The sequence below is a fragment of the Gordonia heveisoli genome, assembly GCF_030315745.1.
GTDB lineage: Bacteria > Actinomycetota > Actinomycetes > Mycobacteriales > Mycobacteriaceae > Gordonia.
In genome coordinates this window covers 36771-60349 of record NZ_JASXSH010000015.1, presented here as the reverse complement: position 1 = coordinate 60349, position 23579 = coordinate 36771, and the positions used below count along the sequence as shown (strand labels likewise).

Here is a 23579-nt window from a genome sequence, read left to right as displayed (position 1 = left end):
CAATTCGGCCCACTCGGCCGACCACACACCCCACCACCCTGACGAGCGTTCGCTCGGTTGTGTCATGCTATGCATTACGCGTGACGCCCGACACATCGGCGTCCACGGACTGGTACCGGGAGGACATATGAGCGCAGAGACGCACAACAGCGGAAAGAGCGGACCGCTCAGCGCAATCCGCGTCATCGAATTCGCCGGCATCGGCCCGGGGCCACATGCGGCGATGATGCTGGCCGACCTGGGCGCCGACGTCGTCCGGGTCCAGCGCCCCGGCACGCTACCCGCCGAGGGTCGCAACGCCGACGCCCTGCTGCGCGGACGCCGCGTCGTCGAAGCCAATCTGAAGGATCCCGCCGACCGCGACACGATCCTGGGACTCATCGCCAAGGCTGATGTCGTCATCGAGGGTTTCCGCCCCGGCGTGATGGAGCGGCTGGGCTTCGGGCCCGACGATCTGGAGAAGGTCAACCCGGCCCTCGTCTACGGCCGGATGACCGGCTGGGGGCAGGAGGGCCCGCGCGCGGATCTCGCCGGTCACGACATCAACTACATCTCGCTGACCGGCATGCTGCATGCCGTCGGCCGCCGCGGCGAGCGTCCGGTGCCGCCGCTGAACCTCGCCGGCGACTTCGGTGGCGGGTCGATGTTCCTGGTGATGGGCGTTCTGGCCGCGCTGCTCGAGCGCGGCGTATCCGGCCGAGGACAGGTCGTCGACGCGGCCATGGTCGACGGCGCTTCTGTTCTCGGACAGATGATGTGGGCCTTCCGCGGCACCGGCTTGTGGAGCGACGAACGCGGCGTCAACATGCTCGACACCGGCGCCCCGTACTACGAGGTCTATGAGACCTCCGACGGCAAGTACATGGCCGTCGGCGCCATCGAACCGCAGTTCTACGCCGAACTCCTCAAGGGTCTCGAGCTCACCGACGCGGATCTGCCCGACCAGAACGACGTGACCGGCTGGGACAAGCTCAAGCAGGTCTTCACCGAGACCTTCGCCTCCCGCACCCGCGACGAATGGGCCGCGGTCTTCGAAGGCACCGACGCCTGCACCTCGCCGGTGCTCACCTTCGCAGAGGCACCCCAGGATGCCCACATGGCGGCCCGTGCCAACCTCGTCGACATCGACGGCGTGACCCAGGCCCAGGTGGCTCCGCGCTTCTCGCGCACCAAACCGGAGACCCCGGCGGCCCCCGACCGTGTCGCGACCGACGCGGCCACCCTCTGGCAGGACTGACACCGGAACACCGCACACGCGAAAGGGGCCGATTCCCACCGGGAATCGGCCCCTTTCGCCGTTGCTGCTGCGTGCCGCCTCAGACCTTCGAGCTGCCCATGTCGATCTGGAACTCCGCACCGGTGACCGCTTTCGCCCCGGCCAGGTAGAGCACCGCGTCGGAGAGTTCGTCGACGGTGGCCACCGGGTAGTGGTCCAGCATCGACGGGAAATGCCGATTGTGCGTCTCGAAGACCTTGAACGCCGTCGTGTCCTGCACCCCCATCGGGGTGTCGACGGCATACGGATGGACCGTGTTCACACGGATATGGCTGTCGCCCAGTTCCTTTGCGACCGCCTGCGCCAGCCCGCGAAGTCCGAACTTCGACGCCCCATACCCGGACTGGACGGGCATCGCCTTGAGACCGGCACACGAGCTGATGATCGTGATCGAGCCGCCGTTTCCGGCCGCCAGCATCGCCGGGATGGTCGCCTTGAGGGTCTTCCAGGTACCGACGAGGTTCACCTCGATGACGTCGGTGAACTGTTCCTCGGTCTGCTCCCACGTGAGTCCCCAGGACAGGATGCCCGCATTGGCGACCACGTGGTCGATGCGCCCGAACTGCTCGACACCGTCGGCCACCAACTGCTGCTGGAAGGCGAGATCACGTGTATCGCCCTGACGCGCAAGGATCTTGCCGCCCGCTTCCTCGACCAGCCGGACCGTCTCGTCGAGGTCGGCGACGGTCGCAGGCGGATAGGTCATGTGGTCGGCGACGGGCGCGGCGATATCCATGCCGATGATGGCCGCGCCCTCGCGCGCGAACCGGATCGCATGACTGCGACCCTGCCCGCGCGCGATACCGGTGATGTAGACGACCTGACCGTCGAACTGTCCCATACCAAAACTGTAACACGTTCTAGTTGGGTGGAGACCCCTAGCCGCCGAACGCGCGGGTGAAGCCGTCCGGGATGACCAGATCGTCGCGGCTCAGTTCCTGAACACTCTTGTGCCCCAGACCCATTACCGCACCGTCGAGGCCCATGCGCAGCAGGTCGAGGACGTTCTCGACACCGGCCTGGCCGTTGGCCGCGAGACCCCACAGGTAGGCGCGACCGATCATGACAGCGCGAGCACCGAGCGCCACCGCCTTCGCCACGTCGCTACCGCGGCGGATGCCACCGTCGAGCAGAACCTCGATGTCGTCACCGACGGCGTCGGCGATGTCGGGCAGCAGACGAATCGTCGCCGGCGTGCCATCCAGGTTGTTGCCACCGTGGTTGGACACCGACAGTGCCGTGGCACCGATGTCGACGGCACGCTTGGCATCGTCGAGACGGGTGATGCCCTTGACCATGAACGGCCCGCCCCACTGCTCACGCAGCCACTGCAGGTCCTCCCAGGTGGGCGGCGGGGTGTTCATCCACTCGCCGTAGGCACCGAAGAAGGTCGGTCCCGGCTGCCCCTTGGGTGCGACGTTGGGGGCGGTGAGGTCGGGGATGGTGATCTTTCCGCCGTTGATCCAATCCAGCGCATACCGCGGCTTGACGGCGATCTCCGGCGCCAGCCGCAGCAGCGCCTTGAAGTCGACCTTCTCCGGGATCTCCGGGCTGCCCCAGTCACGACCGATGTTGAACACCCAGTCGGTGGTGACGATCAGACCCTTGGCACCGGCCTCCTTGGCGCGCATGGCACGCGCCAGGATATCCTCGCGCGACCCGAGCCAATAGATCTGGAAGAAGATCTTGTCGTTGACCGCGGTGACCTCTTCGACGGCGTGGCTGGCGAAACTCGACAACCCCATCGCGGTGCCACGGGCCGCGGCCGCACGCGCGACGGCGACCTCGCCATCGGGATCGACCGCCTGCACGCCGGTCGGTGAGATCATCACCGGGAACGGGAGTTCCTGTCCCATCACCGAAGTCGAGAGATCGCGCTCGGCCTGCGCCCCGACGACATGCGGCGCCCACCCCAGTTCACCGAATGCATCGGTGTTGTCGTTGACGGTCACACCGCCCTGGGTGCCTGCGATCAGCGACAGGTAGACCGATTTCGGCAGACGCTTCTTCGCCCGGCGCTGAGCTTCGGCGACTGATTCGAACCAGGGATTGCGGGCCCAGGGATTGGCAGGCATGTCTCGTCCTCTTCATTCGTCACGCCGACCGCCCCGACGGCGGTCGCGCGGCACTCGCCCCGCCGATCGCATTCGGCGGCGGGGCAAGCGCAGGTGTTTGTTGATCTCAGGTGGTGGGCACGAAACCCGCGAGCGGGTTCTCGTCACAACTCTTCGACGGCGGGGCGCCGACCGGCAGCAGATCGCCGTCCGGCCGCCGGGTCATCAGGGTCAGCGGCGTGCCACGCGAATGATCCTTGTTCGCAGTGGGTTTGGTGCGCTCACCGGCGAGTAGCTGTTCACCGTAGCCCTGCACACATTCCGGGTCGGGCCCCGCCAGTGGCAGTCCGGTGAAGAATTTGGCGGCCATGCAGCCACCGCGGCAGGCGTCGAAGTGTGCACAGCTCGTGCACGCGCCGGCGTTCTGCGGCTCGCGCAGCTCGCCGAACAGCTTCGAGTTCTGCCAGATCTCCTGGAAGCCACCATCGGTGGTGATGTTGCCGGCCAGGAAGTTCTCGTGGATCGCGAAGGGGCAGGCGTAGACGTCACCCACCGGATCGATCAGGCACACGACGCGTCCGGCACCGCACAGGTTCAGGCCGGGCAGCCCCCCGCCACTGTCTCCACCGAAGGCGGACAGGTGGAAGAAGGAGTCGCCGGTCAGCACCCGATCACCGTGTGCGACAAGCCAGTTGTACAGATCCAGTTGCTGCGAGGGCAGCGGGTGCAGATCATCCCAGACGTCGGCGCCACGACCGGAGGGACGCAGTCGGGTGATCCGCAACGTCGCGTTGTAGCGGTCGGCGAGCGCCTTGAACTCGTCGAGCTGCTCGATGTTCTGACGCGTCATGACGACACTGATCTTGGCGTCGGCGAATCCCGCCTCGTGCAGGTTCTCCAGCGCGCGCACCGCCATGTCGAAGGATCCCGGGCCACGGACCGCGTCGTTGACCTCAGCGGTGGCACCGTCGAGTGAGATCTGCACATCGACGTAGTCCGAGGCGGCCAGCCGGGCCGCGACGGCCTTGTCGATCCGAAGTCCGTTGGTGGAGAACTTCACCCCGACCTGATGGCTGGTCGCATAGTCGACCAGTTCCCAGAAGTCCGGGCGCACCGTCGGTTCGCCGCCACCGATGTTGACGTAGAAGACCTGCATACGCTGCAGTTCGTCGATGATCGCCTTGCACTGTTCGGTCGAGAGTTCGCGCGGGTCACGCTTACCCGACGACGACAGACAGTGCACACACGCCAGGTTGCACGCGTAGGTGAGCTCCCAGGTGAGGCAGATCGGCGCGTCGAGCCCCTTCTCGAACTGGTCCACCAGACGCCCGACCTTCGGCGGTGCCGAGGGGTCGGCGTCGGCGACGGGCAACGCGGTTGCGACGGGCGGTCGTTCGAGTGTGGTCATCGTGACACTCCTTGGGGCTGTGGTTGTTCCGATGCGGCTACCCGGCGGACGATCATCCCGGACGCGGCCAGTGCTTCCAGCGCCTGCAGGTAGAGCGGCCGTTGCGCAGCGGTGATCCCGGCCGCGGAGAGGGCTGCCTCCGCGCTCGCATGATCGCGCAGGGACTGCACGATGCCGACGACGGTCAGGTTCTTGAGGAAGGAGAGTTTGCGGGTACCGAAGTGGTAGAGCAGCGCGCCGAACGGCTCAGGTCGTAGCGCCACTTTGGGATTGAGTTCCCACGGCTGGGTCAGGTCGAGCGCCCCGGCATCGGCGACCACCTCTCGATGGTCGCCGATGGCGGGTGCGGATGCCGGGGAGGACATCAGTAGACCCCGCACATCCCGTCGATCGACACCTCTTCGACGAGCGATTCGGTCACCAGCTCCGCCTCGACATCGGCCGGGGTACCGCTCGCGACGGCCGCGTCCTGCGCGGACTTGATTGACTGATCAGCCATGATCCAGACCTCCTGGGTAATCGATAGTGATGCGGATCACGAGTCACTATAATTGCACTCGGTGCAACAATCCAGAGATATCTCAAAACCAGCCAACTGGACAGGTACGTGATGACCCGATCGGACCCCATGGCCACCCCGGCGAGAGCAGCATCGGGCAGGCGCCCGGCGACGTCTCGCGCCCAGCTCAGCGCGATTGCGATCGACCTGTTCACCGTGCGCGGATTCGACGAGACCAGCGTCGACGACATCGCCGACGCTGCCGGGATCGCCCGCCGTACCCTGTTTCGCTACTACCCGTCGAAGAACGCGGTGCCGTGGGGCGACTTCGACGCCCACCTGGTCGAACTGCGCGACCTGCTCGCCGAGATTTCCGCCGACCTGCCCATCGCCGACGCCCTGCAGCAGGCGCTCGTCGTGTTCAACCGGGTGCCACCCGAACAACAGGACAGCCACCGCCGCCGAATGTCGCTACTACTCGGGGTACCCGCGCTCCAGGCACATTCCATGCTGATGTACGCCGACTGGCGGCACGTCATCGCGCAGTTCTGCGCCGAACGCCTGCACCTCGACGAACACGATCACCTCCCCCAGACGATCGGCTGGATGTGCCTGGGCACCGCCCTGGCGGCCTATGAGCAGTGGCTCGCCGACCCAGCCTCCGACCTGGAGGAATTGATCACCATCGGCGCCCGTACGCTGGCGCTCGGGGTCGGGGCACTGTCCTGACCGGCCGGTGTACGTTAGACTGAATTAGAACGTGTTCTAGTTTCACGTTCCGTTTCCTCCGAGTGCCGAAAGCGGTGAGATGTCCGACCTGACACCACACGGTTCCCGCAGCGTGATCCTGACCGTCGCCGAGGTGATCGACGAGACCGCCGACGCCAAGTCCATCGTGTTCGACGTGCCGGGCACCAACGCCGAGGCCTTCACCTCCTATCGCCCCGGACAGTTCCTCACCCTGCGCATCCCCAGTGAGCAAACCGGTTCGGTCGCACGCTGCTATTCGCTGGCATCCGCACCGTCCACCGACGACCGGCCAAAGGTCACGGTCAAGCGCACCGCAGCGGGCTACGGCTCCAACTGGGTGTGCGACAACCTGGTCGGCGGCACCCAGGTCGAGGTGCTTCCACCATCAGGGGTGTTCACCCCGAAGTCGCTCGATGTGCCGCTCCTCCTGATCGCCGCGGGCAGTGGTGTGACGCCGGTGATGTCAATCCTCAAGGCCACACTGGCGCAAAGCGATTCCCCCGTCGTCTTCTTCTATGCCAACCGGCGCGCCGACGATGTCATCTTCGCGGCCGAACTCCGCGATCTACAACAGGCGCATGCCGACCGGCTGACCCTCATCCACTGGCTGGAGAACCTGCAGGGGCTGCCGTCGGCGCCCACGCTGGCGACCTTGTTCGCCCCGTTCGCGGCCACCCACACCGCATACATGTGCGGCCCCGGACCGTTCATGGACGCCGTCCACAAGGGTCTGACCGACGCCGATTTCCCGCACCAGAATGTGCACACCGAGGTCTACAACTCACTGTCGGGCGATCCGTTCGTCGACGTCGTCCACGAGGAGGTCAGCGAGGCCGAGGCCGCCGACGCGGCCACCGTCGAAGTCGAACTCGACGGGGAGACACACACTCTCAGCTGGCCCCGCAAGCGCACCCTGGTCGACATCATGCTTGCCGCCGGCCTCGACGCGCCCTACTCCTGCCAGGAGGGCGAATGCGGGTCGTGCGCGTGCACCCTGACCGAGGGTACGGTCGAGATGGAGAACGACGGCGCGCTCGATCCCGAGGACATCGCCGATGGCTACATCCTCGGCTGTCAGGCCCGCCCGACGTCGGATGCCCTGAAAATCGAGTTCTGACCCACCGGAAGGTCGCAGACATGGCCAGCCCGTTCGCCCGGCCGAGCAGATCGAACCCCTCCCGACTCGCCCGCGGACTGGCCGGCTTGCTGCTGGGGTCGGGCACGATGCATTTCCTGGTGCCCAAACCTTTTGACGACATCATCCCAGCGGAGATACCCGCCGACCCGCGTCTGCTGACCCAGGTATCGGGAGCAGCCGAACTCGCGCTCGGCGCCGGGCTACTCCTCCCCCGCACCCGACGCATCTCCGCAGTCGGCGCGGCGGCACTCTTCGTCGCCGTGTTCCCCGCGAATGTGAACATGGTCCGGCTGTGGCGGGACCGGCCATGGCCATACCGGGTGATCGCCATCGCCCGTCTGCCCCTGCAATTTCCGCTGATCTCGGCCGCCATCTCCATCGCGCGTACGCCGGCGGTCACGGCTGATGAGCCCGAGAGTCAACGCAGCGAACGGTAATGCGCGCGCTGATCGGGATCGAGATGCTCGATCGCGTAACGCAGCGCCGTGCGGCCCATCTGCGCGGCGTGTTGATCGAGATAGTCGGTCAGCACCGCGCGGTCGACCCGCTTTCCCGCCTCCCGCAGCATCCAGCCGAACGCCTTCTGGATGAGGTCACGCCGGTCGGTGACGACGATGTCGGCGATCTCCAGCAGCGGGGTCGGGTCGCCGTGTCGGATGAATGGGAAGGTCCCGATGATCCCGACCCGGCGCAGCCACAGGTCCTCAGCCGTCGCGAAGTCCAGCAGCGGCGTGTGATCGCCACGGCCGTAGAGGAATACGCCGAATATGGGATCGGCCGAGGAATCGACCAGATCCCAGTTGTCGATTCGGCCGGAGCGCAGCGCCGTCAGGTAGAGATCAATCCACTCGGCCCGCTCCGCGTCGGTGCCCGCATGGTCGAACTCGTAGCGCAACAGGAAGATGGCGATCAGCCGATGCTCGTGCACAGACGAGGTGAACAAGTCGGCGACCGCCTCCGGCCCGATACCCCGAAACCGTTTGGCGATCGTACGTTGGACCGGAACGGTGAGCCCGATGAACTCTTCACCCTCGCCGTATCCACCGGGGTGGGCCTGAAAGAACCTCGCCGCGTTGGCCGCCCGCTGGGAATCGGCCTCCGCGTCCGCGGCGGCACGGACCGCCGCCGCGGTGAACTCGTCGTCCCGAAACCTCACCGGTGCCACGGCGTCGGCGGCGAAGTCAGAGCACCTCGTCGATCGGGGTGGGAGTCACCAGCTTGGCCCGCGTCTTCATCACCGCGCCGACCTTGCCTGCCCCGGCCACCGCGGTGAGGATGCCGTCCCGGCTGTAGTAGGCCAAGAACTTCTTCCCGTCGTCGGCCGCGATGTGCACGTCGTCGGTGGGCCGCGGGCTGCCGAGCACCTGGATCTTCAGATCGAACTGATCGCTCCAGAAATAGGGCACCGCCGGGGTCACCGCGTCGCCGCCGACGATCTGATGGGCGACGATCGCCGCCTGTTCGACGGTGTGGTTCCAGTGCTCGGCACGATGCCCGACACCGTCGGCGTCCCGCCAGTTGGCCACGTCGCCGAGTGCGTAGACGCTTTCCGCGCTGGTACGGCCGTAGGCGTCACAGGCGATTCCGCCGCCCTCCGCACGTGCCGCGCAGTCGATTCCGGATCCGTCGAGATAGTCGGTCACCGGAATCGAACCGATGCCGACCACGACGATATCGGCGGGCAACCGCGAATCGTCGTCGAGCCGAACCCCGGTGACCCGGCCATCGGTACCGATGATCTCGCTGACCCCGGTCGCGGCGCGGACGTCGATACCGTTGTCGATGTGCAGGCGGGTGACCAACTTGCCGATCTCGGTGCCCAGAGCGGCCGCCAACGGGGTCGGAGCCGGCTCGACCAGACTGACCTTCACCCCGCGCGCCAGCAGGCTGGCCGCCACTTCACAGCCGATGAAGCCGGCACCGATGACGACCGCGTCGGTGGCCGCGTCGATCTCCGAACGCAGTGCGACAGCGTCGTCATAGGTGCGCAGGGTGTGCAGGCCGACGAGCGCATCGTCGGCACCCGGGAACGGCCGCGGACTCAGGCCGGTGGCCAGGACCAGCGTGTCGTACGCGACAGTCTCGGTCTGTGCCGGATCGCCGGCATCGGCGACGGTGACCGTGCGCTCGCCCGGAGCGATGGCCACCACACGGCGACCCAACTGAAGGTCGATATTCGAATCCGCGTAGAACTCGGCAGGTTTGAGCTCCACCCGGTCGTCCTTGCCGAGCAGCACCGACTTCGACAGCGGCGGACGGTCATAGGGCGCGTACGGCTCGGCACCGATCAACGTGATCGGGTCGGTATACCCGTTGGTGCGCAGGGTCTCGGCCAAACGGATCGCACCAAGTCCGGCGCCCACCACGACCACACCCGCAGATGTATCGGTCACAACCATTCCCTCCTCGCAGTTACACCCGGCGTCCTCGGCGGCATGGTGTCCACACATGCCCGACGACCTCAGCGGGTGATGTCGCCGACCGGTTGGAGGTCGGCGAGCAGCCATTTGCCGTCGACATTACGCATAACCGCCCACCGAGCGATAGAGGTGGGACGGCTTTCCCCGGCTCCTGATCCGGATCCGTCCGCTCCCGGACTTTCCGGTACCGACACCTGCTGATCGATGAAGGCCAGCACCTTCGCGGTGCCGTCGGCCTGACCGTGTAGCGCCACGCCGACCACCCGGGCGGTCACCGTCGCGCCCGAGGCGATCGCGCCGGGCAGCACGACGTCGGCGCCCCGCGACCGGTAGTCGAGCGCCAGCGGATCGGTCAGCGCGGCCAGTGTCGCGCGGGTGTCTCGGCCTGCGGTCCGCGGGGAGAAGTTCATCAGCCGGGTGAGCGCGGCCGCACTCGCCGACAGGACCGACTGCCGGACCGATGCGTCGGTCGTCGACGCCGGACGGTGAGTGGCATATCCGGCCGTGGCGGCGACCACGAGCGCGGCCACCACGACGATGGCTGCCGCGACGAATCGGCGCCTTTCGAACGACAACAGCTTGTGTGAGCCCGCCAGGCTGCCGGCCCCTTTCACAGGGACCTCGCCTGCGCGACCAGCCATTCGGAGCCGACGAGCTGCATGGTGACGGCGACCGTCAGCCTGGAGCCGGTCAGATCGCCGGTCTGAGTGCTTCCCACCTGATCCCGATCGGTCGGGGCCTGCCCCCCGAGCAGCGCCGGGTTGGTGGCGTCGGCGACGACGAGTACGCCCACCCGCGTCCCCGACTCGGCGTCGGCGGGCGGGTCATCGACAAGTCCACTCGAGACCGTCTGTCCCACACTCGGTCCCGACTGCGCGGCAACCTCCGCAATCAACGCGTCTCGGACCCCGGTAATGCGCGCTTTAGCAGCACCGGTGGTCACGGCCAACACCCGATCGACATAGCCACTCGCGTCGGCTGGGTCGGCGGTGAGCATCGTGGCCACCGCGGCTCCCGCCGCTTCGAGCACCGCCCGCCGGTCGGCCCGCTCCTGCCCGCTGGATCGATTGCCCAGCGCGAGAATCAGACTGGCGACCGCGAGTACGAGCACCACGGCTATCGCCGCGACCAGCGCCCCCCACATCAGCCGACTGCGGTGTGCCACCCGCACCCGGAGCGCGGGTGCGGCCGCGATCCGCGCCAGCCGCGCACGTCGCGTCGCAGCCACCACATCCGCCTCTGCGGCAACCAGTCTGGTCCTCGCCAGGTCGTCGCGTCCACTCTGCCCCGACCCCTCGGTGCGGCTCATCCGATCACCTCGGCGCGGTCGAGCAGCCAGGTGTCGTCGGCCCGCACGAAGTGGGTGCGCACCGATCGACGGATCGTGGTCGGGTCGGATGATCGGTCGGTTCGCGTGGTCACCGCCACACGCATCAGCACATCCCCATCGTCGGTGCCCACCGCAATCAGGCCGACCGATTCGGGCCGCCACTCGACGGCGACAGTGCCGTCGGCCGGCGGCCGATCCAACTGTGCGCCATAGTTGTCCAGGAAGGCGGGGGCCACCAGGGACCGCGCGTGGGCACGGTCGGCCTGCCACCGATCGCGATGTACCGAGAACACCTCACTGACAATGCGTCCGGCATGTTGCCGGAGTTCGGCGCGGTTATCCGCCGCGGCGTCGTCGTCCCGGGCGGTGTGAGCAGCGGAGATCGTCACCGCGACAACACCGGCGAGCACGGCGATCGCGAGCAATCCGAGCAGCACGGCACCGCGGCGCGTCAGCAGGCGGCTGGGCAATAGCGTCATGGGAGGTATTGCACCGCCCCGAGTTTCAGTTCACCGGCATCTGGTGTCAACAACACCCGCAACCGGAACCGGCGCAACACCTCGCTGCTCTCCGCCGACTGCGGCCGACCGTCGAAGACGACACTTGCGGCCACCAGCACGGTCGCGGTGTCGCCGACGCGGCCCGACACCCCGGTGCCGTCCACCCAGGATCGGGCGACCGTCCCGTTGGACCGCACGAATTGTGTGTAGGCGTCGGCGGATTGCGCGAACTCATCCCGGAACGCCCCCGTCGCCCCGGAGAGGATCCGGCGGGTCTGCTGGGGGTCGCGGAAGTCGGGGGCGAGAAGCAGACTCACCCGCTCCGCGGCCACCCGCTCGTAGTCGGCATCGTCGAAGTCGTCGTCGCGCCACCACGACACCACCGCCCAGACCGCCAACACCAGGGCCGCGACCACGATGATCGTGGTCAGCGCCCACCAGCGGCGCGCAAGCGGCCGCCGGGTACCTGCCGCCAGCTGTGCGGAGTGCAGCTCATCGACGGCCGCGGCCAGATCTGCCCGCGCGGCCCGGTCGGCGGCCAGCAGCTGCGCGTCGCCCGCGCGCCGCGCTCGCGTACCCGGCCCCATTCCTGCCCCCGCTCAGACGGTGTCTTCGCCGCGGATACGGGAGGTGTATGCCGCCCGGCCCTGCGAATCCGGTTCCAGGAACACGCGATCGAGCTTGGAGATCCTGCGGCTCGCACGCTTGAGGAACTGCGGCATGATCGGGCTGGCGTCGGCCCAGGACAGCGACGCCGGTGCGTAGGCCCGCACCCGCCGCCGGGCCACTGTCGACACCACGATCGCGGCCACCTCGTCGGGACCACAGGTCGGGATCAGCTTTCCGGTGTTGAGACCCGAGATCAGCCCGGTCCGCGTGAATCCGGGGAGCACCGCACTGACGCTGACTCCACTGGGCCCGAGTTCGGCGTTCAACGCCTCGGAGAATTCGATGACCGCGGCCTTGGCACCGTTGTAGATGGTCAGCCCGGGTGCCGGGATGCGCCCCGCGGTCGACGCGATGTTGACGATCTGGCCGCGTCCGCGCGCCACCATTCGCTGCGCGGCAAGCTGGCTGCCGACGATGACACCGATCACGTCGATCTCGTAGGTACGCCGGATGATGGTGTCGTCGTAGGACAGAAACGGACCGACCGGCATGATGCCGGCGTTGTTGACCAGCACATCGATCGGACCCAACCGCGCCTCGACCTCGGTCAGGAAGGCGTCGAACGAGGCCCGGTCGGTCACGTCACAGGTGAGGCCCTCGATGCCGAGGTCGGCGGCAGCCTTCTCGACGGCCTCCCCGTCGACGTCCCCGATGGCCACCTTCGCGCCGGCCTGGAACAATTGTGTCGCGGTCTCGAAACCGATCCCCCGAGCACCTCCGGTCACCACGACGACCTTGTCGCGCAACGCGGTACGAATCTCGTCATGCGAGGGTTTACGGGACAGCTTGGTGCGCAAGCTCATGGGCACAGCCTTTCTCAAGAAGACATCGTCACGTGGTCACGGTCGAGCAGCGCCGCCGTCGGCTTACCAGATCATCGGGGCGAGGAATTTGGTGGCGAACTCACGCACCGCCTCCGGCTCACTTCTCGTCTCGTCGGACATCGGTGTCTCGAGAAATGAGATCACCAGTCGGACATGGATCTCCACCGCCTGCAGAAGGTCGTCGACCGGCATCTGGGCGCCCTCCTCACGGAGGGTCGCGGCCACCCGTGAGGTGACGATGTCGACGAACAGCGACGTCATCGACGCGGTGATGCCCTTCATCTCCGGGTCGGTCAGCACGATCCGGCGAAGCAGTGGGTCCTCGGTGATCATCGAGGCGCCGATCGCGAAGGCCTCCACCAGCGCTTGTTTCGCCCCGAGTCCGCGGACTGCCCCCTCCAGCCTGCGCATCCCCTTCTCGTACACGTCATTGGCGACGGCGAGGAGAAGCGCGTCCTTGTTGGGGAAACGCCGATAGAGCGTGCTGCGACTGACACCGGCGCGCGCGGCTACCTCGTCCACATTCGCGCGCCGGACACCGACCGCGGTGAACTCCTCGGCCGCCGCGGCCAGGATCGCGGCCTCCTGCGCGGCCGGGCTCTCGGTGTTTCTGACCTTACGGGCCGGCGCATCCTTCGACTTCGACCTCGTCGCGTTGTCGGCCACCGATCACCGCCGACGCAGCTGAACCGGCAGCTTGTCCTTCGGCACCGGCAACGAGCTGTAATCCATCGGGATCTGGTAATCGGCAGGCACCGACCATTCGTAGCCCCGCAGCAGCTGGTGCAGGATCGTCTTGATCTCCATCTGGCCAAAGTACAGCCCGATGCATTTGTGCACGCCGCCACCGAAGGGCATCCACGCCATCCGGTGTCCCTTGTCCTCGGCCCGGTCCGGACCGAACCGCTCGGGATCGAAGATGTCGGGATTCGTGTAGAACTCCGGGTCGCGATGGTTGGTCATCTGCGAGACCGAGACGATCGTGCCCTTCGGGATGAAGAACCCCTGCACCGAAGTGTCCTTGATCGCCATCCGCGGCTGGGCCGGAACCGGCGGACACAGACGCAGCGATTCCTTCATGATCAGGTCGAGCGCGTCGAGTTTTCCGAGGTCGTCGTAGGTCAGTTCGGAATCGAGAGCCAGCGACTGCGCCCGCGCCCGGTCCTGCCATGATGGATGCTTGGCCATCCAGTAGGCCATCTGCGTCATCGTGATGGTGGACGTGTCGTGCGCGGCCATCAGCACGAAGATCATGTGGTTGACGACGTCCTCGTCGGTGAACCGGTCACCCTCGTCGCTCTCGGCATGACACAGCACCGAGAACAGGTCGGGCGTCTGGGTGGCACGTTTGGCGGCGATGTTGGCGTAGAAGAACTCTTCCAGGACCTTGCGTCCGCGCAGCCCCTTCCACCAGCGCCCGCCGGGCATCGGCTTACGAACGTAGGCGACACCCGCGCGCACGGTGTCGATGAATGCCTGATTGAGTTTGTCCGCTTCATGTTTCGGCAGTTCCATGCCGAGGAAGACCTCGAGCGCGACGTCGAGGGTCAGCTCTTTGAACTCGGAGAAGAGCTTGACCTTGCCCGTCGGGAAGGCGGCCACCCGCTCGGCGATGATCGGCTGCATCTCGGCCATGTAGCCCTTGAGGACCTTCGGGGTGAAGGCCTGCTGCAGGATGTGGCGGTGATGGCGATGCTCGTCGAAGTCGAGCAGCATGATGCCGCGGTTGAAGAAGGGGCCGATGAAATAACTCCACGCGGGCCCATTGGCGAAGGCCCGATCCTTGTTCATCAGGATCTCGCTCGCGGCGCGCGGACCGCCGGTCACCACCAGCTTCAGTCCCAGCGCATTAAGGCCGGAGATGTTGCCGTACTGGGCCATCCGCCGGTCGGCGTAGGCAAACGGATCCCGGCGCATGGCCATCATCTCCAGGACACCGTTACGGTTGGAAGACGGCACCGGACGCAGATTCGCGGTGCTGTGCTCGTTTCCGCGCTCGTCACCACCGTGTTCGGTGTCCACGATTCCGACCGACGTCATGACCGACTCCCTCCATACGGCAGGCCGGGCACCATTCGCGTCGACGTGGTCGACGCGTACCAACCCGGGCACCGACTGTGACCCATGTCGCAATCATACCGCATCTTGGAACAAAATCGCCAAATCGTCTCTAACTGACCTGGGCCGGTCTCACGCGCCCTCACGTACGAGAACCGCGTGCGCGCGGCGCAGGCGCGCACGCCACCAGCGATCCCGCTCGACCGGCGCGAGCAAACGATCAGCGGGCCGAATGAGAGTCGAGTCCGCGTCGAACCAGCGCGGCGTCAGCCTGCCGTGCACCGGCGTGAATCCGGGGCCGACGTCGTCGGCGAACAACGACCCCGTACCAAGACCACAGGCGCGCTCGAGTCCTCCGACCGCGGCCGCCGCGGCCACCCCGGCCGCGATGCCGACCACACTGTCGAGAGCACTCGAGACCACCACCGGCAGGCCGACCGCATCGGCCAGCGCGACGGTCGAGCGCATCCCGCCCATCGGCGCCACCTTCACCACGGCGATGTCGGCGGCCTCGGCCGCAACGACCCGAAGCGGATCACTCGCCTTGCGGATCGACTCGTCGGCCGCGATCGGAACGTCGACCTCACGACGCACCTCGGCGAGCTCTTCGACCGTCGCGCAAGGCTGTTCGGCATACTCCAGGTCGCCGATCGCGGCGATCGCGGCGATCGCCTCGGCGACCGTCCACTTGCCGTTCGCATCCACCCGGACCCGGTCGACGACCTCGCGTGCCGCGGCGACCCGTTCGACGTCGTCGGCCAGCGTCTGCCCTGGTTCGGCAACCTTGACCTTGGCGGTCCGCGCTCCCGGGTACCGTGCCAGCACCGCAGCAACCTCGTCGGCGGGTACCGCGGGGACGGTGGCGTTGATCTCCACCTCGGCCCGCACCGGGGGCGGCGGTCCCAGGTAGGCGGCCTCGATCCCCGCGCGTAGCCAGGCCGCCGCCTCCTCATCGCCGTATTCGACGAAGGGACCGAACTCACCCCAGCCCGCCGGACCGGCGAAGATCATCGTCTCGCGCTCACGCAGGCCGCGGAACCGGGTATGCATCGGCAGCCGGACGACATATGCCGTGGCGAGTAGACCTTCGACGTCGGGTAGTCCCCCGCGCGTGAAGAGTTCCCCGCCAAACCAATCACCCCGGCCCCAATCACCCCGGCCCCAACCGCCCCGGTCACCGTCGTGCACTGCTACCTCCGGTCTCGATGAGACAAATATTCACATACGTTCCAATATGCTCTATTCTCGCCTCATGTCAGTGAACCAAGAATTCGAACTCGGCATCCGTGAGGCCGAACCGAAGATCGTCGACGACACCCCGGAGACGGCCGGCGATCTGCCCTCACCCAGGCTCGGAGCCGACTCCCTGATCTGGAAGTTCTACGGCGACAACCGCGGACTGCTTGGTTTCCAGCGCCTGGCGGGCACGGAGAACTGCATCGAACAGCTCGGTCAGGCCGTCCTCGACCATTCGGTCATCTTCAGCGACTTCCTCGGCCGCGCCAAGCGCACCGGCCCGCCGGTGATGCGGACGGTGTACAGCACCGAGCCACAGAAGTGGGGCCGTACCGTCCGCGACTTCCACAAGGACATCAAGGGCACCATCAGCGACGGTTCGCGGTATCACGCGCTCAATCCCGAGCTGTTCTACTGGGCGCACGCGACCTTCGTCGACCAGGTTCTCTACATCACCGACACCTTCATTCGCCGGCTCTCCTATGCGGAGAAGGTACAGATCTTCGAGGAATCCAAGGTCTGGTACCAGCTCTACGGTGTCAGCGACCGGGGACAACCGCAGACCTATGAAGAGTTCCTCGAGTACTGGGACGCGATGCTCGATCGGTTCGTCGCGCACAAGACCATCGTGTACGCGACCGGCTACATCCGTCAGGGCCTGCCCGGACCCAAGAACATCCCCGCGGCGGTCTGGCGCGTGCTGTCGGCCCCGCTCAACGCCTTTCTGCGCACCGTCGTCGTCGGCACCCTGCCGCAGCAGATGCGCGATGTGTGCGACTTGGAATGGAACGACCGGCGCGAGCGAAACTTCCAGCGATTCGCCAAGGTCATGCGGGCCGCCAACCCGCTGATCAACCGACTGCCACTGAAGTGGCTGTACGTGCCGTGGGCCTACGAGGCATGGCAGACCGTCGGCGTCGATCCGCGACCGCTACACAACGAGCCCGCCTGACCTGTTGTTCAGCGCGGGACGGCGAGGAATTCCGCGGCGGCACTGAGGAACTCACCCCGAGCGTCACGGTGGACGCTGTGCCCGGCATCGATGGCCACCAGCCGCCCATCCGGCAGGGCATCGGCCAACGACTGAAGGTGTCGGGTCGGCAGGAAGCTCCGGTCCCCACCGGAGATGACCAAGGTCGGTGCGCTGACCCGTGCCAGATCGGCCCACCAGTCGGGTGCGGAGTTGTCGAACTGCGCCACGACCTGATCGGCCATCGCCCGGTCGAAGCGCAGGATCGGACGCGGATCCCGTGCCAACGCGAGGAGTCCGCGTACGCGCTCTCCCAGCGTCGCGGCCATCACCACCGGCTCGGCCAGATCCGAGGCGTCGCGGGCCATCGGCGGCACCTCTTCGAGAATCAGGTGATCCACCAGTTCCGGCCGGGCCATCGCCAGCCGCAACGCGGTATGAGCCCCCAGCGAATGGCCGATGACGTCGGCCCGTTCGATGTTCAGCGCGTCGACCACCACTTGGGCATCGGCGGCGAAATCGGCGAGCAGGTAGTTCGGGGTCCGACCGCTGTGGCCGTGACCACGAAGATCGAAACTGACCACCGGACGGCCACCACGCCGCAGCATCGCCGCGGTCGCCCGCCAGGTGCGATGATCGCCGCCCATTCCGTGGACGAGGAGCACCGGCCGGCCGGCGCTCAGATCACCCGAGACCCGGATGTGCAGGTCTGGTCCTGCCTCTCGCTGCAATGTACGCATTCACGCCACGATACGACCGCGACCCGCGTGACGGCGCCCACGTCCATCGCTGCGGCCGTCGATCTCGGTCCCCGACGGCTCAGCGATCGTGGAACCACTTGGCATTCTTGGCGCGCCAGACCATGTCCTGCCAGTATCCCCACTGGTGCGTGCCGATATTCGGGAAGTCGGTGGAGACCCGGATGCCCTGCAGGGCTGCGGCCACCTCGAAGGCCCGCGTCTGCGCCAGCGAGATGGCCTCGAGCGGGGTGCCCTTGACCGAGGCGACGGCGTCGACGTTGTAGGAGCCCCAGGTCGCCGACCCGGCCGCGACGCGGATCTTCATCCCCCGCATCCGCGGAAGCTGAACGAGCGCGTCGTTCTTCGACCAGCGCTCCGCCCACGGCGGACCCCACATGGCGTCGGCGTCGAACGGACCGACACCGGCCGAGATGCCGGCGTCGGCGAGGGCCAGCCGGACCGCCTCCCGCATCGTCGGTGCGGACAGGTTCAGGTACCCCGACATCGAGTAGACATGTGAGATGCGGGCACGGTGGTAGGCACCGTAGATCATCGCGGCGTTGCCGCCCATCGAGATGCCCATGATCGCGTACTTGCCCCACGGGCCTACCGCGAGACCACGCGCATCGAGTTCACGAACGATGGTGTTGAGTCGGCAGGTCCAGCGATAGCGGTACTTGATCTTGTTGCCCGGGCTGGCCCGTTCCCAGTCGGTGTAGAAGCTGGCGAGTCCGCCGACCGGCTCGACGACGTTGACGCCGGAATTCGCCAGCCGCGCGATATTCGTCTCGTGCCGCCAGCCACTCACGTCGCTTGTCGCGCGAAGTCCGTCGAGGGCGATGACGGTCTTGTAGTTGCCCCAGCGCGTCCATGTGTCGACCGGGGTTGTCGGCATGCCGCAGCCGCTGACATAGAACCTGCCGAAGCTGGCGGCATCGGCCGACCCGGAGGTCAACGAGGCGACGCCGGTGATACCGGCGAGGGTCAACAGGAACGCGATGAATCGTTGGCGACGGCGAATCGTCCGCGGCCGACCAGTACACAGGAGCACCGATGAACCGTAATTCGACGGATGTTCGCGATGCTACGGCTGTAACCACACAGGGTGGACATTGAGACCCGTCAGTTACCAAAGTTTCTGATGTGACTGATGGGGTGTATGGGAAAATTGAGGTCAGATAGAGGCGATGATCCGCTGCCGCGCGGCCTCATACTCGTCCCCGGTGATCGCACCCCGATCACGGAGGTCGGCAAGGTCGGCCAACCGTTGCGCCGTCGTCCGCGGAGCGGCTTCGGCACCGGCCGTCGCGGGCGGGGTCGCGCTCGACGCCGATACGTCGTCGGCCGACGTTCCGGCGTACTCGCGCACCACCTCCATCACCGCGTCACGCGCGACCGGATTGGCGCGCAGATCGATCGTGCCCGAGATGTCGACGTCGTGGTCGTTGAGGATCGCCAGGATCTTCGTCAGCGGTTCGACCTGTCCCGTCAGGTCGTAATCGCGGCCGTCTTCCGACGAGGTGAACCGAGCCGGCACCGAGCCGGCCAGCAATGCCGTTGCCTGCCAGTCGATGTCGAACTTCTGCGAGGTCGGGTCGACCAACACCGCAAGCCTCCGGGAATGCAGCAAGGCCTGCTGGAAGACCGGTACGACCGTACGGGTCTCGGTGTCGAAGGTGTCGATGCCGTCGCCGTGGATGCGCAGGCCCAGTTTCATCAGCGGTTGATCGTTGATCTCGATCGACGTCTGCGAGATCGACAGGACATCGGCGACCGCGGCCCGCCAGACCCCCCGATGCCGCGCACCATCCCCACCGCCCGACAGCAGCCCGACGCCGCCACCCCCGCGTGCGGCTCCCCACCCCAGCAGAACGCCAAGCACCACATCGATTCCGGTGACCAACAGGCCCGTCCACAGCAACCACCCCGTGTCTGGTTCGTCGATCACGAAATACATCACCAGGAAGATCGGTCCGACGATGCCGCACACCATCACGAAGAGGAAAGTGCCCAGAAACCGCCACACCCCACGGGGGATCTGTGGACCCGCCCCGGTTTCACCGAACATCGTCATGCGACGACTCTAGCCACCCGCCCCAGAGCTGGGAAGACCTCGAACAGCTCTGCGCGACCACCCGCAAACACAAAGGCGCCCGACCGCTTTCGCGATCGGGCGCCCTTGTCAGAATCGCCTGAGGTTGTCAGACTCGCCTGAGTCAGATCAGTGAAGTGACAATCACTTGGTGATCTTGGTGACTCGACCCGCACCAACGGTGCGGCCACCCTCGCGGATGGCGAAGCGCAGGCCCTCGTCCATGGCGACCGGCTGGATGAGCACGACGCTCATCTCGGTGTTGTCGCCCGGCATGACCATCTCGGTGCCCTCGGGGAGGGTCACGACGCCGGTCACGTCCGTGGTACGGAAGTAGAACTGCGGACGGTAGTTGTTGAAGAACGGGGTGTGGCGGCCACCCTCGTCCTTGCTCAGGATGTAAGCCTGGCCCTCGAACTCCGTGTGCGGAGTGGTGGTGCCGGGCTTGACGATGACCTGACCGCGCTCGACGTCCTCACGCTTGAGGCCGCGCAGCAGCAGACCGGCGTTGTCGCCTGCCTGAGCCGAGTCGAGCAGCTTGTGGAACATCTCGATACCGGTGACGGTGGTCTTCTGCGACTTCTCGCGGATGCCGACGATCTCGACTTCCTCGTTCACGTTGACCTCGCCGCGCTCCACACGACCGGTGACCACGGTGCCGCGGCCGGTGATGGTGAAGACGTCCTCGACGGGCATCAGGAACGGCTTGTCGGTCTCGCGGACCGGATCCGGGATCGACTCGTCGACGGCAGCCATGAGCTCCTCGATCGACTTCGCCCACTCCGCGTCACCCTCGAGTGCCTTGAGCGCCGAAACCTTGACGACCGGAGCTTCCTCGTCGAACTCCTGGGCGGCCAGCAGTTCGCGGACCTCCATCTCGACGAGCTCGATGATCTCGTCGTCGTCGACCATGTCGGCCTTGTTCAGGGCGACCAGGATGTAAGGCACACCGACCTGGCGGGCCAGCAGCACGTGCTCGCGGGTCTGCGGCATCGGGCCGTCGGTGGCGGCGACCACGAGGATCGCGCCGTCCATCTGAGCCGCACCGGTGATCATGTTCTTGATGTAGTCCGCGTGACCCGGGGCGTCGACGTGCGCGTAGTGACGCTTCTCGGTCTCGTACTCAACATGCGAGATGTTGATCGTGATACCGCGAGCCTTCTCCTCAGGAGCCTTGTCGATCTGATCGAACGCGAAGCTCTTGTTGAGTTCCGGGTACTTGTCGTGCAGCACCTTGGTGATCGCCGCGGTCAGCGTGGTCTTGCCGTGGTCGACGTGACCGATGGTGCCGATGTTCACGTGCGGCTTGGTCCGCTCGAACTTCGCCTTCGCCACTTGATGTCCTCCTGGACTGTGTTGCTCTGTTGGGGGGATCCCAACAGGGGTTTGATTCTTTTACGTTGTGCGCCCGCTGTGGTGGCCGGCGCTGGTCGCTGACGCGAACCGACTTACTCGCCGGTCGCCTTCGCGATGATTTCCTTCGACACGTTCGCCGGAACCTCGGCGTAGGAGTCGAACACCATGGAGTAGTTAGCCCGGCCCTGGGTCTTCGACCGAAGGTCGCCGATGTAGCCGAACATCTCCGACAGCGGAACCTGTGCCTTGACGACACGTGCACCGCTGCGCTCCTCCATGGCCTGGATCTGGCCACGGCGGGAGTTCAGGTCGCCGATGACGTCGCCCATGTAATCCTCGGGAGTCGTGACCTCGACGGCCATGATCGGCTCCAGGATGACCGGACTTGCCATCTTCGCAGCCTCCTTGAGGGCCTGCGAACCGGCGATCTTGAAGGCCATTTCCGACGAGTCGACGTCGTGGTACTGACCGTCGAGCAGGGTGACCTTCAGGTTGACCAGCGGGTAGCCGGCCAGCACACCGTACTGCATCGCGTCCTGGGCGCCGGCATCCACCGAAGGGATGTACTCGCGCGGGACACGACCGCCGGTGACGGCGTTGTCGAACTCGTAGGTCGCGCCATCCTCGGCGTCGACCAGCGGCTCGAGCTTGATGATGACCTTCGCGAACTGGCCCGAGCCACCCGTCTGCTTCTTGTGGGTGTACTCGTGCTTCTCGACGGCCTTGCGGATCGTCTCGCGGTAGGCCACCTGCGGCTTGCCGACGTTGGCCTCGACCTTGAACTCGCGCTTCATGCGGTCGACCAGGATGTCGAGGTGAAGCTCACCCATGCCGCCGATGACGGTCTGGCCGGTCTCCTCGTCGAGCTTGACCGAGAAGGTCGGATCCTCTTCGGCGAGCTTCTGGATCGCGGTGCCCAGCTTCTCCTGGTCCGACTTGGTCTTCGGCTCGATGGAGACGTTGATGACCGGGTCCGGGAAGCTCATGGACTCCAGCACGATCGGGGCAGCCGAGTCGCACAGGGTGTCACCGGTGGTGGTGTCCTTGAGACCGATCATCGCGTAGATGTGGCCCGCGGTGGCGTCCTCGACCGGCATTTCCTTGTTGGCATGCATCTGGAAGAGCTTGCCGATGCGTTCCTTCTTGCCCTTGGTCGCGTTGAGCACCTGGGTGCCCGCGGTGATCTGGCCCGAGTAGACGCGGACGAAGGTCAGCTTGCCGAAGAACGGGTGCGCCGCGATCTTGAACGCGAGAGCCGAGAACGGCTCGTCGGCCGACGGCTTACGCGACAGGGTCTCTTCCTCGTTGCCCACGGCGTGGCCCTCGACCGAGGGGACGTCGAGCGGCGACGGGAGATAGTCGATGACCGCGTCCAGCATCGGCTGGACACCCTTGTTCTTGAAGGCCGAGCCACACAGAACCGGGTACAGCTCACGGCTGACGGTGAGCTTGCGGATCGCGCCCTTGATCTCCTCGATGGTCAGTTCTTCGCCACCGAAGTACTTCTCCATGAGGGCCTCGTCGCTCTCGGCGACGGTCTCGAGCAGCTGCTCGCGGTACTCGGCGACCTTGTCGACGAGGTCCGCGGGGATCTCCTCGATGGTCGGCTCGGCACCGGTCGGCACGACGCCGCGCCAGGTGATGGCCTTCTGCTCGATGATGTCGACGACGCCGTCGAAGGCATCCTCGGCACCGATCGGGAGCTGCAGGACCAACGGCTTGGCGCCGAGACGGTCCTTGATGGTCTGCACGGTGAAGTAGAAATCCGCGCCCAGCTTGTCCATCTTGTTGACGAAGCAGATACGAGGAACCTCGTACTTCTCCGCCTGACGCCAGACCTGCTCGGACTGCGGCTCGACACCTTCCTTGCCGTCGAAGACGGCAACGGCGCCGTCGAGCACGCGGAGGCTGCGCTCGACCTCGACGGTGAAGTCGACGTGGCCGGGGGTGTCGATGATGTTGATCTGGTTCTTGTTCCAGAAACAGGTGACGGCGGCGGAGGTGATGGTGATACCACGCTCCTTCTCCTGCTCCATCCAGTCGGTGGTCGAGGCACCGTCGTGGGTTTCACCGATCTTGTAGTTCACACCGGTGTAGAAGAGGATTCGCTCGGTCGTGGTGGTCTTGCCGGCATCGATGTGCGCCATGATGCCGATGTTGCGAACCTTGTTCAGGTCGCTGAGCACTTCCTGTGCCACTTATTCGCCTCGCAATTTCGCTAGAGCTGTTGGGTTGGTGGTGCGAACCGGACGCGGGGAC

Annotated in this window: 25 protein-coding genes; 5 read left to right on the top strand and 20 right to left on the bottom strand. The window is 66.3% G+C overall.

The features are described from left to right. Positions 1-127 precede the first annotated feature (127 nt). Positions 128-1237, top strand: coding sequence for a CaiB/BaiF CoA transferase family protein (locus QSJ18_RS14190; RefSeq protein WP_286327180.1), 1110 nt, complete (start codon positions 128-130; stop codon positions 1235-1237). A 79-nt stretch (positions 1238-1316) separates the two neighbouring features. On the opposite strand, the gene QSJ18_RS14185 is transcribed toward QSJ18_RS14190, so the two are convergent. The 5 genes from QSJ18_RS14185 to mftA form a co-directional block, all read right to left on the bottom strand. After that, a complete protein-coding gene (locus tag QSJ18_RS14185; RefSeq protein WP_286327179.1) occupies positions 1317-2117 on the bottom strand; it encodes a mycofactocin-coupled SDR family oxidoreductase in 801 nt (266 codons plus the stop codon). Positions 2118-2154: 37 nt separating this feature from the next. Further along, positions 2155-3351: a pre-mycofactocin synthase MftD gene (gene mftD, locus QSJ18_RS14180; RefSeq protein ID WP_286327178.1), complete on the bottom strand. Its 1197-nt coding sequence runs from the start codon at positions 3349-3351 to the stop codon at positions 2155-2157. A 106-nt stretch (positions 3352-3457) separates the two neighbouring features. Next, positions 3458-4738 carry a mycofactocin radical SAM maturase gene (mftC, locus tag QSJ18_RS14175; RefSeq protein WP_286327177.1) on the bottom strand — a complete coding sequence of 427 codons (1281 nt, stop codon included), beginning with the start codon at positions 4736-4738 and terminating at the stop codon, positions 3458-3460. Then, positions 4735-5103 (bottom strand): mycofactocin biosynthesis chaperone MftB, encoded by a 369-nt coding sequence (gene mftB, locus QSJ18_RS14170; protein ID WP_286327176.1) that lies wholly within the window; start codon positions 5101-5103, stop codon positions 4735-4737. Before mftB ends, mftC begins: the two co-directional genes overlap by 4 nt. Then, complete coding sequence (mftA, locus tag QSJ18_RS20250) at positions 5103-5237, bottom strand: mycofactocin precursor MftA (RefSeq protein ID WP_462476082.1); 135 nt, start codon at positions 5235-5237, stop codon at positions 5103-5105. The genes mftB and mftA overlap by 1 nt, the downstream gene beginning before the upstream one ends. 111 nt (positions 5238-5348) lie before the next feature. Between mftA and mftR the strand changes: the two genes are divergently transcribed. From mftR to QSJ18_RS14150, 3 genes are all read left to right on the top strand, one after another. After that, positions 5349-5966, top strand: a complete 618-nt coding sequence (gene mftR, locus QSJ18_RS14160) for a mycofactocin system transcriptional regulator (protein ID WP_286327175.1) — start codon at positions 5349-5351, stop codon at positions 5964-5966. 79 nt (positions 5967-6045) lie between these two features. Then, positions 6046-7104, top strand: coding sequence for a ferredoxin--NADP reductase (locus QSJ18_RS14155; RefSeq protein ID WP_286327174.1), 1059 nt, complete (start codon positions 6046-6048; stop codon positions 7102-7104). A gap of 20 nt (positions 7105-7124) precedes the next feature. Next, positions 7125-7562, top strand: coding sequence for a DoxX family protein (locus tag QSJ18_RS14150; protein WP_286327173.1), 438 nt, complete (start codon positions 7125-7127; stop codon positions 7560-7562). On the opposite strand, the gene QSJ18_RS14145 is transcribed toward QSJ18_RS14150, so the two are convergent. The 10 genes from QSJ18_RS14145 to QSJ18_RS14100 all read right to left on the bottom strand — a co-directional run bounded on the left by QSJ18_RS14145 (position 7544) and on the right by QSJ18_RS14100 (position 15982). Further along, positions 7544-8281, bottom strand: a complete 738-nt coding sequence (locus QSJ18_RS14145; RefSeq protein WP_286327172.1) for a DNA alkylation repair protein — start codon at positions 8279-8281, stop codon at positions 7544-7546. The genes QSJ18_RS14150 and QSJ18_RS14145 overlap by 19 nt on opposite strands. A gap of 25 nt (positions 8282-8306) precedes the next feature. Continuing rightward, positions 8307-9518 (bottom strand): NAD(P)/FAD-dependent oxidoreductase, encoded by a 1212-nt coding sequence (locus tag QSJ18_RS14140; RefSeq protein WP_286327171.1) that lies wholly within the window; start codon positions 9516-9518, stop codon positions 8307-8309. A 68-nt stretch (positions 9519-9586) separates the two neighbouring features. Next, positions 9587-10159 (bottom strand): hypothetical protein, encoded by a 573-nt coding sequence (locus QSJ18_RS14135; RefSeq protein WP_286327170.1) that lies wholly within the window; start codon positions 10157-10159, stop codon positions 9587-9589. Continuing rightward, positions 10156-10854: a carbohydrate kinase family protein gene (locus QSJ18_RS14130; RefSeq protein ID WP_286327169.1), complete on the bottom strand. Its 699-nt coding sequence runs from the start codon at positions 10852-10854 to the stop codon at positions 10156-10158. Before QSJ18_RS14130 ends, QSJ18_RS14135 begins: the two co-directional genes overlap by 4 nt. Continuing rightward, positions 10851-11354 (bottom strand): hypothetical protein, encoded by a 504-nt coding sequence (locus QSJ18_RS14125; RefSeq protein WP_286327168.1) that lies wholly within the window; start codon positions 11352-11354, stop codon positions 10851-10853. Before QSJ18_RS14125 ends, QSJ18_RS14130 begins: the two co-directional genes overlap by 4 nt. Beyond that, complete coding sequence (locus QSJ18_RS14120; protein ID WP_286327167.1) at positions 11351-11962, bottom strand: hypothetical protein; 612 nt, start codon at positions 11960-11962, stop codon at positions 11351-11353. Before QSJ18_RS14120 ends, QSJ18_RS14125 begins: the two co-directional genes overlap by 4 nt. Before the next feature lie 12 nt (positions 11963-11974). Continuing rightward, positions 11975-12847, bottom strand: coding sequence for an SDR family oxidoreductase (locus QSJ18_RS14115; RefSeq protein ID WP_286327166.1), 873 nt, complete (start codon positions 12845-12847; stop codon positions 11975-11977). Positions 12848-12910: 63 nt separating this feature from the next. Next, a complete protein-coding gene (locus tag QSJ18_RS14110; protein WP_286327164.1) occupies positions 12911-13534 on the bottom strand; it encodes a TetR/AcrR family transcriptional regulator in 624 nt (207 codons plus the stop codon). A 3-nt stretch (positions 13535-13537) separates the two neighbouring features. Next, positions 13538-14908: a cytochrome P450 gene (locus tag QSJ18_RS14105; RefSeq protein WP_286327163.1), complete on the bottom strand. Its 1371-nt coding sequence runs from the start codon at positions 14906-14908 to the stop codon at positions 13538-13540. Between the two features lie 150 nt (positions 14909-15058). After that, positions 15059-15982 (bottom strand): o-succinylbenzoate synthase, encoded by a 924-nt coding sequence (locus QSJ18_RS14100; protein ID WP_462476085.1) that lies wholly within the window; start codon positions 15980-15982, stop codon positions 15059-15061. A gap of 196 nt (positions 15983-16178) precedes the next feature. Between QSJ18_RS14100 and QSJ18_RS14095 the strand changes: the two genes are divergently transcribed. Next, positions 16179-17114 carry an oxygenase MpaB family protein gene (locus QSJ18_RS14095; protein ID WP_286327160.1) on the top strand — a complete coding sequence of 312 codons (936 nt, stop codon included), beginning with the start codon at positions 16179-16181 and terminating at the stop codon, positions 17112-17114. 8 nt (positions 17115-17122) lie between these two features. On the opposite strand, the gene QSJ18_RS14090 is transcribed toward QSJ18_RS14095, so the two are convergent. The 5 genes from QSJ18_RS14090 to fusA form a co-directional block, all read right to left on the bottom strand. Continuing rightward, complete coding sequence (locus QSJ18_RS14090) at positions 17123-17872, bottom strand: alpha/beta fold hydrolase (RefSeq protein ID WP_286327159.1); 750 nt, start codon at positions 17870-17872, stop codon at positions 17123-17125. Between the two features lie 79 nt (positions 17873-17951). After that, the gene (locus QSJ18_RS14085) at positions 17952-18872 is read right to left on the bottom strand and encodes an alpha/beta hydrolase (protein ID WP_462476084.1); all 921 of its coding nucleotides are present in this window, start codon (positions 18870-18872) and stop codon (positions 17952-17954) included. Between the two features lie 174 nt (positions 18873-19046). Further along, the gene (locus tag QSJ18_RS14080; protein ID WP_286327157.1) at positions 19047-19946 is read right to left on the bottom strand and encodes an SHOCT domain-containing protein; all 900 of its coding nucleotides are present in this window, start codon (positions 19944-19946) and stop codon (positions 19047-19049) included. Between the two features lie 162 nt (positions 19947-20108). Continuing rightward, the gene (gene tuf, locus QSJ18_RS14075) at positions 20109-21299 is read right to left on the bottom strand and encodes an elongation factor Tu (RefSeq protein WP_286327156.1); all 1191 of its coding nucleotides are present in this window, start codon (positions 21297-21299) and stop codon (positions 20109-20111) included. 113 nt (positions 21300-21412) lie between these two features. Then, entirely contained in the window at positions 21413-23518 is a 2106-nt protein-coding gene (gene fusA, locus QSJ18_RS14070) for an elongation factor G (RefSeq protein WP_286327154.1), read from the bottom strand. Positions 23519-23579 lie beyond the last annotated feature (61 nt).

Bases quoted from the DNA above. Each gene is read 5' to 3' on its own strand.
- QSJ18_RS14190 (WP_286327180.1), top strand. From the start codon at position 128: ATGAGCGCAGAGACGCACAACAGCGGAAAGAGCGGACCGCTCAGCGCA.
- QSJ18_RS14185 (WP_286327179.1), bottom strand. From the start codon at position 2,117: ATGGGACAGTTCGACGGTCAGGTCGTCTACATCACCGGTATCGCGCGC.
- mftD (WP_286327178.1), bottom strand. From the start codon at position 3,351: ATGCCTGCCAATCCCTGGGCCCGCAATCCCTGGTTCGAATCAGTCGCC.
- mftC (WP_286327177.1), bottom strand. From the start codon at position 4,738: ATGACCACACTCGAACGACCGCCCGTCGCAACCGCGTTGCCCGTCGCC.
- mftB (WP_286327176.1), bottom strand. From the start codon at position 5,103: ATGTCCTCCCCGGCATCCGCACCCGCCATCGGCGACCATCGAGAGGTG.
- mftA (WP_462476082.1), bottom strand. From the start codon at position 5,237: ATGGCTGATCAGTCAATCAAGTCCGCGCAGGACGCGGCCGTCGCGAGC.
- mftR (WP_286327175.1), top strand. From the start codon at position 5,349: ATGACCCGATCGGACCCCATGGCCACCCCGGCGAGAGCAGCATCGGGC.
- QSJ18_RS14155 (WP_286327174.1), top strand. From the start codon at position 6,046: ATGTCCGACCTGACACCACACGGTTCCCGCAGCGTGATCCTGACCGTC.
- QSJ18_RS14150 (WP_286327173.1), top strand. From the start codon at position 7,125: ATGGCCAGCCCGTTCGCCCGGCCGAGCAGATCGAACCCCTCCCGACTC.
- QSJ18_RS14130 (WP_286327169.1), bottom strand. From the start codon at position 10,854: ATGAGCCGCACCGAGGGGTCGGGGCAGAGTGGACGCGACGACCTGGCG.
- QSJ18_RS14125 (WP_286327168.1), bottom strand. From the start codon at position 11,354: ATGACGCTATTGCCCAGCCGCCTGCTGACGCGCCGCGGTGCCGTGCTG.
- QSJ18_RS14120 (WP_286327167.1), bottom strand. From the start codon at position 11,962: ATGGGGCCGGGTACGCGAGCGCGGCGCGCGGGCGACGCGCAGCTGCTG.
- QSJ18_RS14115 (WP_286327166.1), bottom strand. From the start codon at position 12,847: ATGAGCTTGCGCACCAAGCTGTCCCGTAAACCCTCGCATGACGAGATT.
- QSJ18_RS14105 (WP_286327163.1), bottom strand. From the start codon at position 14,908: ATGACGTCGGTCGGAATCGTGGACACCGAACACGGTGGTGACGAGCGC.
- QSJ18_RS14095 (WP_286327160.1), top strand. From the start codon at position 16,179: ATGTCAGTGAACCAAGAATTCGAACTCGGCATCCGTGAGGCCGAACCG.
- QSJ18_RS14090 (WP_286327159.1), bottom strand. From the start codon at position 17,872: ATGCGTACATTGCAGCGAGAGGCAGGACCAGACCTGCACATCCGGGTC.
- QSJ18_RS14080 (WP_286327157.1), bottom strand. From the start codon at position 19,946: ATGACGATGTTCGGTGAAACCGGGGCGGGTCCACAGATCCCCCGTGGG.